Source organism: Limnochordia bacterium (assembly GCA_023230925.1).
In the GTDB taxonomy this organism is placed as follows: domain Bacteria; phylum Bacillota; class Limnochordia; order DUMW01; family DUMW01; genus JALNWK01.
On sequence record JALNWK010000063.1, the window covers coordinates 1 to 13329 of the forward strand.

The 13329-nt window shown below is 47.0% G+C and carries 10 protein-coding genes and 1 pseudogene; 6 read left to right on the forward strand and 5 right to left on the reverse strand.

Features of this window, described 5'->3' with window-relative positions; translation table 11 throughout:
- The 5 genes from M0Q40_11180 to M0Q40_11200 all read right to left on the reverse strand — a co-directional run.
- Nucleotides 1-288: restriction endonuclease subunit S (locus M0Q40_11180; GenBank protein MCK9223159.1), on the reverse strand; the 288-nt coding region annotated here is incomplete at its 3' end.
- Nucleotides 285-1763: a type I restriction-modification system subunit M gene (locus M0Q40_11185; protein MCK9223160.1), complete on the reverse strand. Its 1479-nt coding sequence runs from the start codon at nt 1761-1763 to the stop codon at nt 285-287. The genes M0Q40_11185 and M0Q40_11180, both read right to left, overlap by 4 nt.
- A 5-nt stretch (nt 1764-1768) precedes the next feature.
- On the reverse strand, nt 1769-4111 hold the full coding sequence (locus tag M0Q40_11190; protein ID MCK9223161.1) for a DEAD/DEAH box helicase family protein: 2343 nt from the start codon (nt 4109-4111) through the stop codon (nt 1769-1771).
- Nucleotides 4108-4332 (reverse strand): helix-turn-helix transcriptional regulator, encoded by a 225-nt coding sequence (locus M0Q40_11195; protein MCK9223162.1) that lies wholly within the window; start codon nt 4330-4332, stop codon nt 4108-4110. Before M0Q40_11195 ends, M0Q40_11190 begins: the two co-directional genes overlap by 4 nt.
- A gap of 249 nt (nt 4333-4581) precedes the next feature.
- A complete protein-coding gene (locus tag M0Q40_11200) occupies nt 4582-5370 on the reverse strand; it encodes an alpha/beta fold hydrolase (protein ID MCK9223163.1) in 789 nt (262 codons plus the stop codon).
- Between the two features lie 171 nt (nt 5371-5541).
- Between M0Q40_11200 and M0Q40_11205 the strand changes: the two genes are divergently transcribed.
- The 6 genes and pseudogenes from M0Q40_11205 to M0Q40_11230 all read left to right on the forward strand — a co-directional run bounded on the left by M0Q40_11205 (nt 5542) and on the right by M0Q40_11230 (nt 13208).
- The gene (locus tag M0Q40_11205) at nt 5542-7797 is read left to right on the forward strand and encodes an ABC transporter ATP-binding protein/permease (protein MCK9223164.1); all 2256 of its coding nucleotides are present in this window, start codon (nt 5542-5544) and stop codon (nt 7795-7797) included.
- A complete protein-coding gene (locus tag M0Q40_11210; protein ID MCK9223165.1) occupies nt 7798-8292 on the forward strand; it encodes a DUF1854 domain-containing protein in 495 nt (164 codons plus the stop codon). It begins immediately after the preceding gene.
- Nucleotides 8293-8370: 78 nt separating this feature from the next.
- Nucleotides 8371-8790, forward strand: a complete 420-nt coding sequence (locus M0Q40_11215; protein ID MCK9223166.1) for a DNA-binding response regulator — start codon at nt 8371-8373, stop codon at nt 8788-8790.
- A 25-nt stretch (nt 8791-8815) separates the two neighbouring features.
- On the forward strand, nt 8816-10477 hold the full coding sequence (ilvD, locus tag M0Q40_11220; GenBank protein ID MCK9223167.1) for a dihydroxy-acid dehydratase: 1662 nt from the start codon (nt 8816-8818) through the stop codon (nt 10475-10477).
- Between the two features lie 400 nt (nt 10478-10877).
- On the forward strand, nt 10878-11690 hold the full coding sequence (locus tag M0Q40_11225) for an HNH endonuclease (GenBank protein MCK9223168.1): 813 nt from the start codon (nt 10878-10880) through the stop codon (nt 11688-11690).
- Nucleotides 11691-12656: 966 nt separating this feature from the next.
- Nucleotides 12657-13208: pseudogene (locus tag M0Q40_11230) on the forward strand (type I restriction-modification system subunit M N-terminal domain-containing protein).
- The last annotated feature ends 121 nt before the right edge of the window (nt 13209-13329 follow it).

Consider the following 13329-nt stretch of genomic DNA (forward strand, 5'->3'; position numbering starts at 1 on the left):
CACATACTCAGGATAAGCTTTAGAAGGTGTATTTCCAGTTTTAGTGGTACCTATTCCGCTAAGTCGTACCCACTTCCAACTCTCCGGAATATCAAACGGTATCTCATCCTCTGAAATTTCCGGTAATGGCTTTTCCTTTTTGATTTTACCTTCCTTGATGAGTCGCTGCTTTTCGGCCTGAATCTGTTGATAAAGCTCCTCGGCTGTACCTTCCTCCAGGCGCTGTTCGACCAGTTTGCCCTGTATTGCCAACTGGAGGATGCTGTTTTTTAATTCCTGTGGTGTCATTCTTTGGCACCTCCCAAAAGTGCCGTGATTTCGGCAAGTACACGGTCAATCTCCGCATTCAAAGATGCCCGTTTCTCCTCATATCGCTGAATCAGATCCATCGGGTCAAGAATCTCTTCCTCCTCATGGGGATAGCCGCACAGGTCGAGGTTATAACCAAAATCATCTGTAAGCTGTTTTACTGTGTATTTCTTCGCCTTGTCGAAGCCGTCTATATTGATTTCCTGTCTGTTATTCCACCATTCAATAACGGGGTCAAAATGCTCTAACTTCATTGGCTTTGTCTTGGAGAAATGCTTGTAACCCTCCGGCATATCCAGACGGTAGTACCATGTTTCTGTGGTAGACCCTGTACGGTCAAAGAATAAAATGTTTGTAGTTATTGATGTGTAGGGAGAAAACACGCTGCTCGGCAAACGGATTATAGTATGCAGATTAAATTCCGATAGCAGTTTCTTTTTGATGGCAACCTTGGCATTGTCAGTGCCGAACAGAAATCCGTCCGGGAGAATAACGGCTGCACGACCGTTTTTCTTAAGTCGATACATGATAACAGACATAAAGAGATCTGCTGTTTCGCTACTTGCAAGGTCAGCAGGAAAATGATTCTTAACATCCGCTTTTTCGCTACCACCATAAGGAGGATTCATTAAAATAACATCAAACTGATCATCCTCGGTATAATCTAATACATCCCTTAACAAGGCATTATCATGATATATATTTGGCACATCCAACCCATGAAGCAACATATTCGTTATGCACAGCATATACGGAAACTGCTTTTTCTCAATGCCATAGATAGAATTAGCATATTCGGCTTGATCTGCCGTGGTTTTAACCTGCGGAGCCAATTCCTTTAGCCAGCTTGTGATAAAGCCGCCGGTACCGCAGGCAAAGTCCGCCATCTTCTCACCAATCTTTGGCTTTATCATTTTTGCCATAAAATCGGTTACTGCACGAGGTGTATAAAATTCACCGGCAGAGCCTGCACTCTGAAGTTCGCGAAGGATTGATTCATAGATTTCGCCAAAAGCGTGGCTTTCCTCATAATCGCTTAAGTCGAGTTCATCGATAACATTGATGACCTGACGAAGCAATACACCATCCTTCATATAGTTGTTGGCGTCCTCAAAAGTAGTTTTAACAATAGATTTCTTAAGAGGAGTATCTGGTGTAACATTAAGATTCTTCAATGTGGGAAACAGGGTATTGTTGACAAAGTTCAGCAGAGTATCGCCGGTCATAGCTTTGCCGCTTTTATCATCCGCAGCCCAATTTCTCCAACGGCACTCTTCCGGAATGATGGACTGATAATTATCATCATCTATTTCCCAGTCATCTTCTCTGGCATCATATATCTTTAAAAACAGCATCCATGCAAGCTGTTCTATCCGTTGTGCATCACCATTAATACCGGCATCATTGCGCATAATGTCACGGATTCTTTTTACAAAATTCGATAAACTGCTCATATAATTTAACCCACCTTATAAAGTTCTTCTTCTAATTCCTTAATTGCTCTGAGATATCCATCCTTACCGCCGAAGAACTGTGCAATCCTTGAAGGTTTGCCAAATTTCTGAAACGGATCAAGCTTTAGAATCTCAGTTTTCTCGATTTCGTATATCCCGGCGTTCATATACTTATCCAAAAGAGCCTCCAGCACCTCGCGAGCTGCGCCCTTATACTTATTTAAGAAATCTCGCTTCTTGACATTATTGGCGCGTTCTTGGCGCGTCAGCGGTTTCTGGCCAAACGCAACATGACAGATAAAATCAAAATCGTCCACATCCGCCATATTCTGATCTGCTTTCAGATTTTCCAGGTTGATGCCGCGCTCCAAAAACAAGGCCCTGATGTTTTCTTTCTTCTCCTCGACAGACCAATGGCGGATAAAATTATCGAGAGAAGCATATGTACCCAAAATATTTGACTTGGTGTAATCGATAATGCTTTCCTGCCGAAGCAGCTTACCGTTAGCGTCATAAACAGAAACAATCTTGCCGATTATTTCAACCTTACAACCGTTTGCGTCAACAATAGGCTTTTCTTTCGGTTCTGAGTCAGGGCCATAAGGTGTATCAGGGCCAGGTTCGGAAATATGACTGTCGCCTTTACCGTAATTGTCATCTTGCTCAATGGGGCCATCCCAATCGGGATCCGCAAACAGGCGTGTTACGTTGCGGAAATCCATTACCGTGAAGTGTGTTTTTCCTTCCTTCTCACGAATCCGGGTACCGCGTCCGATAATCTGTTTGAATTCAGTCATAGAGCCAATCATCTGATCTAGGACAATGAGCTTGGCCATCTTGCAGTCTACACCAGTAGAGAGTAGTTTTGATGTAGTCGCAATTACAGGGTAGGGAGAAGAAACGGAGATGAAATAGTCGAGTTTGCTCTTGCCGTACGCGTCACTGCCGGTTATGCGAACCACGTAATCAGGATTCTGCTTGACCATATCGGCATTTAGGTTGTTAAGCGCAATCCGCATCCGTTCGGCGTGATCCTCGTTGGCGCAGAACACAATCGTCTTCTGCATTCTGTCAGTACTTTTCAAGTATTCCGTAATCTCTTTGGCAACCTCGTATGTACGGTCTTCGATGATGATGTTGTAGTCAAAGTCACTGTTTGTATAAATACGGTCTTCAATCTCATTGCCGTTCTTGTCCCGCTGGCCTTTATATGGACGCCAGCCTTCACCAATGTTGGTGCGGATATTGATAACCCTAAACGGAGCAAGGAAACCGTCTTCGATACCTTCACGGAGACTGTAAGTGTATATTGGCTCCCCAAAATAATCAATATTGGAGATATATTTTGTTTCCTTCGGAGTAGCAGTCATACCAATTTGCGTAGCTGACGAGAAATATTCGAGAATCTTACGCCAGTTGCTGTCTTTTTTCGCTGACCCGCGATGACACTCATCTACGATGATAAGGTCAAAGAAATCCTTATGGAACAGCTTGGCAAGACGGCTGACGGTTTCGTCTTCATCGCTTTCGCACTCATCATCCTCCCGGTCTGTCAATTGCTGATACAAAGAGAAATAGACCTCATAGGAGGTGATGGTTATAGGATCATCCTTGGCAAAATTGATTTTATGAATCGTTTTCGCCAGCGGTGCAAAATCTTGCTGAATCGACTGATCAACAAGAATGTTTCGGTCAGCAAGGTAAAGTATCTTTTTCTTGATGCCGCTCTTTAACAGGCGATAAACAATCTGAAAAGCAGTGTACGTCTTGCCGGTGCCGGTTGCCATGACAAGTAGAATCCTCTGCTGTCCCCTGGCGATAGCTTCTACCGTGCGGTTGATAGCATTGCGCTGATAATAGCGCGGTGGATATGTTGTCTGGCTTGTGTAGTAGGGCTGATCTATGATTTGTTTTTCGTTATCAGTCATACCTATACCCATCTGATACCGGTCTATTAATTCATCAGGAGAGGGAAAATCAGACAAGGGAATCTCTCGTTCCTGGCCGGTTATAAAGTCATGCTCATAAAAAGCGTCACCATTAGAACTGTAGGCAAAAGGCACATCAAGCATCCGGGCGTATGTCATGGCCTGTTGCAAGCCGTATGATACAGTGTGGTTGTTGTCCTTTGCCTCAACTATGGCAATGGGTTTATTTGGATTAATATAAAGAATATAGTCAGCCTTTTTCGGCTTTTCACGGAACACAAAATTTCCCTTCAGGTTAATCTTACCTTCCGTGATTTTTGTTTCCATCGTTATATGGTCAAGGCTCCATTTAGCGGTGATTGCCGGAGTGATATATCGGAGTTTGATATCTTCCTCGGTCATTTGTTTTTTATCAATCATGTATTATCACCCCTTTCCGCATCCGGAATGTAGTCCATAATATCTCCATAATTACAACTAAGTGTGCTGCAAATCTTATCCAAAACATTAAGCATGACTGGCTCGTCCCGACGCAGTTTAGTCATGGTGTTTGGAGATATGCCAGAGGCTTTACGCAAGTCTGCCTTGCTCATTTTCTTATCCACAAGCAGTTTCCAAAGTTTATTATATGAAACAGCCATAATTAGGCCTCCAATACCATATTTTAGAACATTATATCACACAGCAAATAACCTCACAAGATCTTAAGAGGAGTTCGCAAAATAAGATAAAGCCACAAAAGAAAGACTGCACTAAAGGTTTAATCCTTCATTGCAGTCTTTTCTACTTGTCCCCGCTTGAAGAAAGTCGGTTAAAAATTTACTTGTTTTCGTAAATCCCTATGACTAACTCCCTTTACTCGGGGGCTTTTTTGAAAGATAACACAAGCACTAACCCTTCAGTTTTTGCGCCAACCACTCACCGGTGGTATCGATAAGCTCTTTTTCATGATGATAGGAATTATATATGTGGTCGGCCCCGGAGATGATCTTGACCTTTATATTACCACAGGAACCGGCTACTGCGCTGCGGTAGATCTCACTGTGGGATAGGGGTACCGTTGGATCATGATCGCCATGGATCACTAGAACATCGGCATTGGACCCGGCCAATTCCTCCGGCGGGTTATGATTGGACAAATCCTCGATGAACTCCATCCCTACTAGATTGCCGCCGAAGTCATAGAGTGTGCGGCCGGCAACTTCCACCATTGGTACGCCAAGGGCCTTAACGTTGTCTCCGATTGCGGTTTTCATTAGATCAGCGACGGCAGACCAGAGTACAACAGCCGAAAGATTTGGACGCAGCTTTGCAGTGCAGGCGGAAACGGCACCACCTAGACTTAGGCCAATGAGGCCCATTTTAGTGGAATCAATGCCTGGGTAGTCTGCCAGGTAGTCCACAGCCACCACCGCATCGCTGATTTCCTCTGTTAAGGTCATATCCGCGAAGTCGCCTTCGCTATCTCCTGAACCACGGAAGTCAAACCGCAGGGCGGCAATCCCCAACGAAACCAAACGTTCTGCCATTTTCACAAAGACTCTATGGGGCTCTACCTTGGTACCGGTAAACCCATGCAAGATCAAAACACCTGGAACGGGCCCGGTGGTATCTTCTGGATAGTGCAGGATGCCGAAGATAGTCTGGCCCTCATTAGCAAACTGGACTTGTTTACGCATTTCCTTGTCCCCCTATTTAGAACAACCCGTTGACTTAAGCTACATAGTTCTAAGTTCGACATTCAATCCCGTCTTTTCCTTCTTGTTCGCAGGTTTCACTAGGGATTGGGCAGGTATTTGCTCTAAAAAAGCGAAATGTAGGAGTGACTGGTAGTGAACGGAGGTATCTAGATGCCAAATGCGATGTTAGCCAAGCCCCCGAAAAAGGCGACATCCCTTCCTAAGGTGGAGCAAAGCCAGGTGCTTCCCTCGGAAGTTGAACGGATTGTGGCCTTAGCAAAAAGCAGTGAAGAGAACACGGTTTATACACTGCAGACAGATCTTTCTCTAGATGGCTTAAACAAGGTCTCCTGGCTAGTGGCGACGGAAAGTCATTTGTACTTAGTGGACGAGGAAAGGATATTACAGGAAGTCCCCTTAACGGATATTGCAGACATTAGACTACGGGGTCTAGTAGGAAATGGATTCCTGGATGTCTATGGGCCCACGGATCTGCTTTTCTCGGTAAGATACAGCAATGCCCTTGCCCGGAAGTTTGCCGAAGGGGCCCGGGCATTGAACCAGCTCCGCCTAAAGGGTGAGGTTCCCCCCCCATCCCCTGATGTACACAGGATGTTTTGTGAGAAATGTGGCCGGGTACTCCCGCCTCGAACTGGGGTCTGTCCGGCTTGCCTAGATAAGAAGAAGGTAATGCGACGTCTGCTCAATTACACACGGCCTTACTTTCCCCACGTTTTTGGTATTGTAGTGCTCATGTGGATTAGTACTGCAATCAACCTTCTTCCACCCATGCTCAATCGCTACTTGGTGGACGATGTTCTAATACCCAAGGATGCCTACTGGTTGCCTTGGATCGTCCTGGCGTTGCTATTGGCTCGGGTTGGGAATATTGGTGTGGCCATCGCCCGGGGACGAGCATCGGCCTGGTTGGGGAGCAAGATTAGTCATGACATTCGCTATGAAGTCTACTCCCAACTCCAGCAGTTGTCCATTGGGTATTACGATCGTCAGCAATTGGGTTCTGTTGTGGCTCGGGTCACCCATGATGCTAATCGCCTTGAACGCTTCTTGCTAGAAGCGGCTAATTACGTCCTTGTTGAGTTCTTTACCCTCATCGGCATAGGGGTGATGCTTTTTATCATGAACTGGAAGCTGACCCTGTTGGTCCTAGTGCCGGCACCCTTAGTAGTGATTGGCTCCACCTATGCTTGGCGGAAACTGCACGGGATCTATCGGCGATTCTGGCAGAAAAACAGCTCCTTTAGTGGTGCAGTTAACGACAGCCTCGCCGGGATCCGCATTGTCCGCGCCTTTGCCCAGGAGGAAAAGGAGATCGAGAAGTTTAGCCGTCATAATTACGAACTCTATGAAGCAGGCGTACGGGCAGGAACCATGGAGGCTACGATCTTTCCGGTATTGTCGTTTCTGACCGGGGTGGGGGGTCTTTTGGTTTGGTATGTGGGTGGTCACCAGGTGATCGGTGGCAGTATTAGCCTTGGAACCTTGATGGCCTTCATTGGTTATTTAGGAATGTTCTACGGACCCTTACAGGCGATGAGCCGGCTGAGCGATTTTGCTTCCCGATCTCTAGCTGCAGCCGAGCGCATCTTTGAAGTATTGGATGCAAAACCTGAGGTGGCTGATGCGCCAAAACCCGTACCGATCAATGAAATTGAGGGTCGTGTGGAGTTTGTGGATGTCACCTTTGGTTATGAGAAGCACAAGCCAGTGCTCAGGAATATTGATCTACAAGTGGAGCCCGGGGAGATGATCGGGTTGGTCGGTCACTCGGGTGCCGGTAAGTCCACCATGATCAATCTGTTGTGCCGGTTTTATGATGTTGACGAGGGTCAGATCCTCATCGATGGACATGATATCCGGGATATCCCCCAAAGAAAGCTGCGTGAGCAAATTGGGGTGGTGCTCCAAGACACTTTTCTATTCAACGGTACCATTGCGGATAACATTGCCTATGCCAAGCCCGATGCTACCCTCGAGGAGATTATGCAGGCTGCTATGGTGGCAAATGCCCATGAGTTTATTCTGAGAAAACCCGACGGGTACGATTCCCCGGTAGGAGAACGGGGGAGTAGACTATCCGGTGGGGAGCGTCAGCGGATTTCCATCGCCCGGGCTGTACTGCATAACCCAAGGATCTTAATCCTTGATGAAGCCACTGCATCAGTGGATACCCACACCGAAGAGAAGATCCAAGAGGCCATTGCCCGGTTGATTGAAGGGCGTACTACTTTTGCCATTGCCCATCGGCTCTCCACGTTGCGTAATGCCAACCGGTTGTTTGTTTTAGAGAAGGGCCGGAATGTAGAGCTTGGCACCCATGCGGAGCTGTTGGCCAAACGGGGAGTCTACTACAATCTAGTACAGACCCAGCGGAAGATATCCCGGATGAAGGGAGTAGATGGCTAGATGTCTATCGAGGAGAACTTACAGTTTCTGCCCGAAGAATCGCTCAAATTTACCAAGAGCATGGGAGGAGTCCTGCGCCTGACTACGTCTGATCGAAGCTATCCTCAAGTGAATGTGCGGTGGGCCTTTCCGTTGACTCATAAAAATGCGTATGTTACGGTACATGATGCAGCCGATGAGTATATTGGGATGATTAAGGATCCGAGTAAACTGGAGAAGACATCGAAGAAGCTAGTGGCCGACGCCTTGGCTGCCCGATACTATATGCCTGAGATCAAGAAGATAAAGGTAGCTAAGGAAGACTTAGGGATCGTCTACTGGCAGGTGGACACCAATTTCGGTCCGAGGGAATTTGTTGTCCGGGATCTGCGCGGTAGTGTTACAGTGATTAACAAAGGATATCTCTTACTGCAGGATGTCAATGAGAACCGCTATATTCTAGATTACACCAAACTAGATCAGGAGAGCTCCTCTCTGCTAGAACGGGTGCTGTAGATTGCTGTAACACTTCCGAAATGGATTACAGAAGGAGGTCGAAGGATCACCGGACTTGTCTTGGTGATCTTGTATGCTATGAAAAGAGTAATTATTATCCATAGTGATGAAGGAAACCTTGAACCCATTGCCGAGGTGATTAGAACTGGTCTCAAGGAGGAACCGGACCGGGCCCGGGTGGAGATTGTGAGTGTTGCCGCCTGCACGAGCCCTTTTTCCGTAAGGCCCTATGACTTGGTCTGTATCGGTAGTCCTGTCCGGGGACTTTTTGGTGGTCGGATTGCCCCAGATGTAGTAAACTTGATTAGTAGGTGCAATGGCATAGAAGGTAAGCGATGTGCCGTCTTTGTTACCAAAAAACTGTTTGGTACCAATAAGGCTTTGCAGCAGATGATGGCCCTTCTAGAAAAGCAGGGTGCTTTGGTTCAGGACTTTGACGTACTGAGTTGTCAAGGGGCTGAGGAGTTTGGTCGACGGCTCTTGAATCTGCTGGAGTAGTTGGAGAGGAGAAGAGTAGATGGAATTGCCCAGTGCACAAGTAACAAAGGGAATCAATCGTGCGCCCCATCGTTCTTTGTTTTACGCGATGGGATATACAGAAGAGGAATTGCAGCGTCCGTTAATCGGAGTGGTTAACTCAGCCAACGAGATCATCCCCGGCCATGTTGACCTGCAGCGTATTACAGACGCAGTCAAAAGTGGCATCCGGATGGCCGGTGGGACACCGATAGAGTTTCCGGCAATTGGGGTATGTGATGGCATTGCCATGGGACATGCAGGGATGCACTATTCCCTAGCAAGCCGAGAACTAATTGCCGATTCGATAGAGGTTATGGCCAGAGCCCATGCCTTCGATGGCCTAGTGATGATCCCCAACTGCGACAAAATAGTCCCTGGGATGCTCATGGCCGCAGCCCGGCTGAATTTGCCCTGTATTGTTGTAAGTGGTGGACCGATGCTAAGTGGAGACTACCGTGGTAAGAAGACGGACCTAAACGACGTATTTGAAGCGGTGGGAGCCTATTCTGCGGGCAAGATCGATGAAGCCGAGCTCAAGGAACTAGAGGAAAGTGCGTGTCCTGGATGCGGTTCTTGCTCGGGTATGTTCACCGCAAACTCGATGAACTGCATTACTGAAGTCCTAGGTTTAGGTCTGCCAGGTAATGGGACTATCCCTGCTGTACATGCCGGCAGAAAAAGGCTAGCCAAACAGGCCGGTATGCAGATTATGACCTTGGTTGAGAAGAACCTAAGGCCTAAGGATATTCTCACCGAAGCTGCATTCTTAAACGCACTGACGGTAGATATGGCCTTGGGTTGTTCCACAAACACCATCTTACACTTGACCGCGATCGCCCACGAAGCTGGTGTGACCCTAGATCTGAAGCTAGTAAATGAGATTAGTAAGAAGACCCCCCATTTGTGTCATCTTCGTCCCGGTGGTGTCCATCATGTTGAGGACCTGCATCAAGCCGGGGGTATTCCTGCGGTGATGAAGGAATTGTCCCAAGGAGGGCTTCTAGATCTTGATGTATTAACTGTTAGCACAAAGACCATCGGCACCAACATTGCCCAGGCGAAAACCTTAAGGCCCGATGTAATCCGGACCTTAGATAATCCCTATCACGAGGAAGGGGGACTAGCAGTACTTTGGGGTAACCTTGCTCCCGCTGGTGCCGTTGTCAAGCAATCCGCGGTGGCTCCTGAGATGATGCAGCACCGAGGACCAGCCCGGGTTTTTGACAGTGAGGAAGCTGCGGTAGAGGCGATCCTAGGAGGCAAGATCAAACCCAAGGATGTTGTCGTTATTCGGTACGAAGGTCCCAAGGGTGGTCCGGGTATGCGGGAAATGCTCTCACCCACCTCGGCAGTAGCTGGCATGGGTCTGGATAAGGAAGTAGCGCTCATTACCGATGGACGTTTCTCGGGAGCGACCCGGGGGGCCTCCATTGGGCACGTCTCCCCCGAAGCCGCTGGGGCAGGTCCCATTGCCCTAGTGGAAGAGGACGATGAGATCATCATTGACATTCCTAACAAGTCTTTGGAGCTAAACGTCTCCGAGAAGGTATTAGCCGAAAGACGGAAGCACTGGCAGGCTCCTCCACCGAAGGTGACCGAAGGCTATCTTAAACGGTATGCGAAGCTTGTCACCTCTGCAGCCACCGGTGCAGTCTTTGCCGATTAGTAAGAAAACATGATTACTCTCGCCTAATGGGAGTAATCATGTTTTGCTCACTCTCTTGGTGCCCACAGGTGAATTCGATCAAGTTCACGAGCCATTTGAAACCATCTTGGGCCGTGTTGCTTTCCTAACGGTGGGAAGAGTATTTTAATATGCCTGGAGCTGAATCATCAATTCTAGTTCACTGAGAAGATCGAAGGACATAAACAGCACGCTCACCGTATTAAGACAACGGTTCTTTCCGGACCCGCTCTCAAGCTTCTTGATCTGCTTTTGAACCTGGGTGTATTCGTTGTTGCTTACTTGGATTGCTATAGTAAACTAGCAGTAGATATTGTGTAGCGTCGACATTATTACCGGAATCGGGGAATATGTAGTTGTTAGGGAGCTGGGAGGTATAGCAATGCTGACTAAGGATGTCTTGTTTCTTGGTTTACCGATTGGGTTTGAAACCGATGCCCGGGAAGTTGCTGATCTTTCCGGTGAGAATCAAGTAAAGGGAATTCACAAACTATCCGACGAGAACGGAGAGCTTGAAGCTGTTGTGTTACTATGTACCATCAACGGTGAATACTACCCCAACGAGTGGATTGAACCCCGCAAAATTCTGAAGTATTACTTTTTCGGTAGAAAACACGAGGGGAAGAAGCGTTTTAGCCCTGATTACCAAGATAACAGAGCAGTGCTTGCATCCCGGGGAAACTACCCTCTATTTGTCTTCACCCGCGAACGTGCTGGTCATAAGTTTGTCTATCAAGGGGAGTATGAACTCATTGATGCTAGCACAGATCTCGATGGTGCCATGTACTTTCTACTTAGGGCTAGTGGGATGGTGGAGGGTGTAAGCCTTGGGGCCATTGCTATTGAGGATAATGAGAATTTCCCCGAGGGCAAGGTACAGGAACGTTTACATAAGTATCGGGAGCGTAATCCAAACCTTGTAACGGTGGCTAAGAATTCGTTCTTAAAAAGACACGGACGTCTCTATTGTGAAGCTTGTGGTTTTGATTTTGCTAAGGCGTATGGAGATAGGGGCGAAGGTTGTATTGAAGTTCATCATAAAACGCCATTGTCCGAGCTTGAGTCTGGGCATACTACCACAAGCATAGAGGATGTCTTACTGGTATGTGCCAATTGTCATCGAATAATCCATAGAATACGTCCCTGGCTAACTACAGAACAGATATATACCCTGGCGCAGAATCGGAATACGTGAGTAGATTACATTAATGTTTTGAAACGAAGCAGAAGTTTTGGTACGAGACCGTAGTCCAATTGATGGGGAAGTCAACTCAAACACTAGTCAGTGTGGTGATCTGTAGTCCATCGGGGTATGCTTGCTATTGGAAAAAATGGTTTGTGTTTCGACGATGTACGGGCGCCCTTAGCTCATAGTCCCATTGGCTTCTAGATTAGGTTTTCCCGGTAAAGATGCTCTCATTGTACCCGGCGAGCTGGATTAGTTACAGTACTTCTTGATGTTTGTCCTGCAAACAAGACTCTGCACTATGTGTATAAGGGGCCACGTACGATTGCTTCGCTAAGCATGTCAAGCACAACCGTAACTGGCGTATTCGTCACTTCAGGGAAGTGGCTACCATACCGGCAAATAGGATCACTTGGCCTAGGGCCTCCACTCTTCTTTGTGTTTTCAGGTATATGCTGTTTGCAAACAGTGTTTGTTTCAAGAAACGGAACTACATTTCCACTTTCCATTGATTCCGGTGCGATCATCCTAGACTTCTTGGGGTCTTAGTTTGTCAGGAGAACCATATGCGCAGAAAAGAGGGATAGACATTGTTCTTGACGAATTGGTATTATTACCATAATGTAGCTAAACAGTAGGAAAAAGTAGGCGGCTCTCGCTAAGTTGCTCATGAACTACTAGATTTCGAAACCGACTCCCATGAGTTTACAACCGGATCTCAAGGAACCGATTTGAGCGGTTAGAGGCTCTGGAACTCTCAGGGGAGTAGATACTGTTCCAACAGGTGTGAACTGCATCTTAAAGAAACGGAAAGCACTACCTCAATAACATGTCAGCAAAGATATTGAAGGTCCTAATCTTGGGGTGTGGGGTACTCGGTTTCGGGGTAGCCATAAGCATAGGAAAGCAGAACCATGTCTTGTGCAGGCGGGACATCGCTACCCGGTGTTAGGACAAGTTATTCGGAGGTCTAAGATGGTTACAGGAGAATTCAAAAACCAAGTGGACAGAATTTGGGAGATATTCTGGTCCGGTGGTATTACTAATCCCTTGTCTGTAATCGAGCAGATTACATATCTTTTGTTCATCAAGGGTCTGGATGAGGTGGAGACCAAACACGAGAGAGAGACTGTTGTCCTCGGTGTTGAGTTTGGCAGGATCTTTCCCGAAGATAAGCAGCATCTAAGATGGAGCCAGTTCAAGAACTTTGGCGCGGAGAGAATGTACCAGGTAGTAAGCCAAGAGGTTTTCCCCTTTATCAAGAACCTGAATGGGGGAGCATCGACATCGTATGCCAAGTTCATGGCCGATGCCATATTCATTATTCCCACGGCACAGATGCTCGAAAGAGTAGTTACAGCTTTATCGGCTTTACCAATTGAGGACAGAGACGCAAAGGGTGACCTATATGAGTATCTATTGTCCAAGATCTCCCAGTCGGGCACGAACGGACAGTTTAGGACTCCCAGGCACATCATCAAAATGATGGTCGAACTTATGAAGCCAACCCCGAAGGACAGAATAGTTGTATTTGATAATATAAAAGTGAACCACTTGGGGCAGAAATTATAACATAAAAGTGATCCACTTCAACCACAATCTGCTATCCTTGATCAGTACCCAAACCAATCAGGGAGCAGGTGAACTA

Excerpts from the sequence above, each read along its gene's own strand:
- M0Q40_11190 (MCK9223161.1), bottom strand. The coding sequence starts at position 4,111 with ATGATTGATAAAAAACAAATGACCGAGGAAGATATCAAACTCCGATAT.
- M0Q40_11185 (MCK9223160.1), bottom strand. The coding sequence starts at position 1,763 with ATGAGCAGTTTATCGAATTTTGTAAAAAGAATCCGTGACATTATGCGC.
- M0Q40_11195 (MCK9223162.1), bottom strand. The coding sequence starts at position 4,332 with ATGGCTGTTTCATATAATAAACTTTGGAAACTGCTTGTGGATAAGAAA.
- M0Q40_11200 (MCK9223163.1), bottom strand. The coding sequence starts at position 5,370 with ATGCGTAAACAAGTCCAGTTTGCTAATGAGGGCCAGACTATCTTCGGC.
- M0Q40_11210 (MCK9223165.1), top strand. The coding sequence starts at position 7,798 with ATGTCTATCGAGGAGAACTTACAGTTTCTGCCCGAAGAATCGCTCAAA.
- M0Q40_11205 (MCK9223164.1), top strand. The coding sequence starts at position 5,542 with ATGCCAAATGCGATGTTAGCCAAGCCCCCGAAAAAGGCGACATCCCTT.
- M0Q40_11225 (MCK9223168.1), top strand. The coding sequence starts at position 10,878 with ATGCTGACTAAGGATGTCTTGTTTCTTGGTTTACCGATTGGGTTTGAA.
- M0Q40_11215 (MCK9223166.1), top strand. The coding sequence starts at position 8,371 with ATGAAAAGAGTAATTATTATCCATAGTGATGAAGGAAACCTTGAACCC.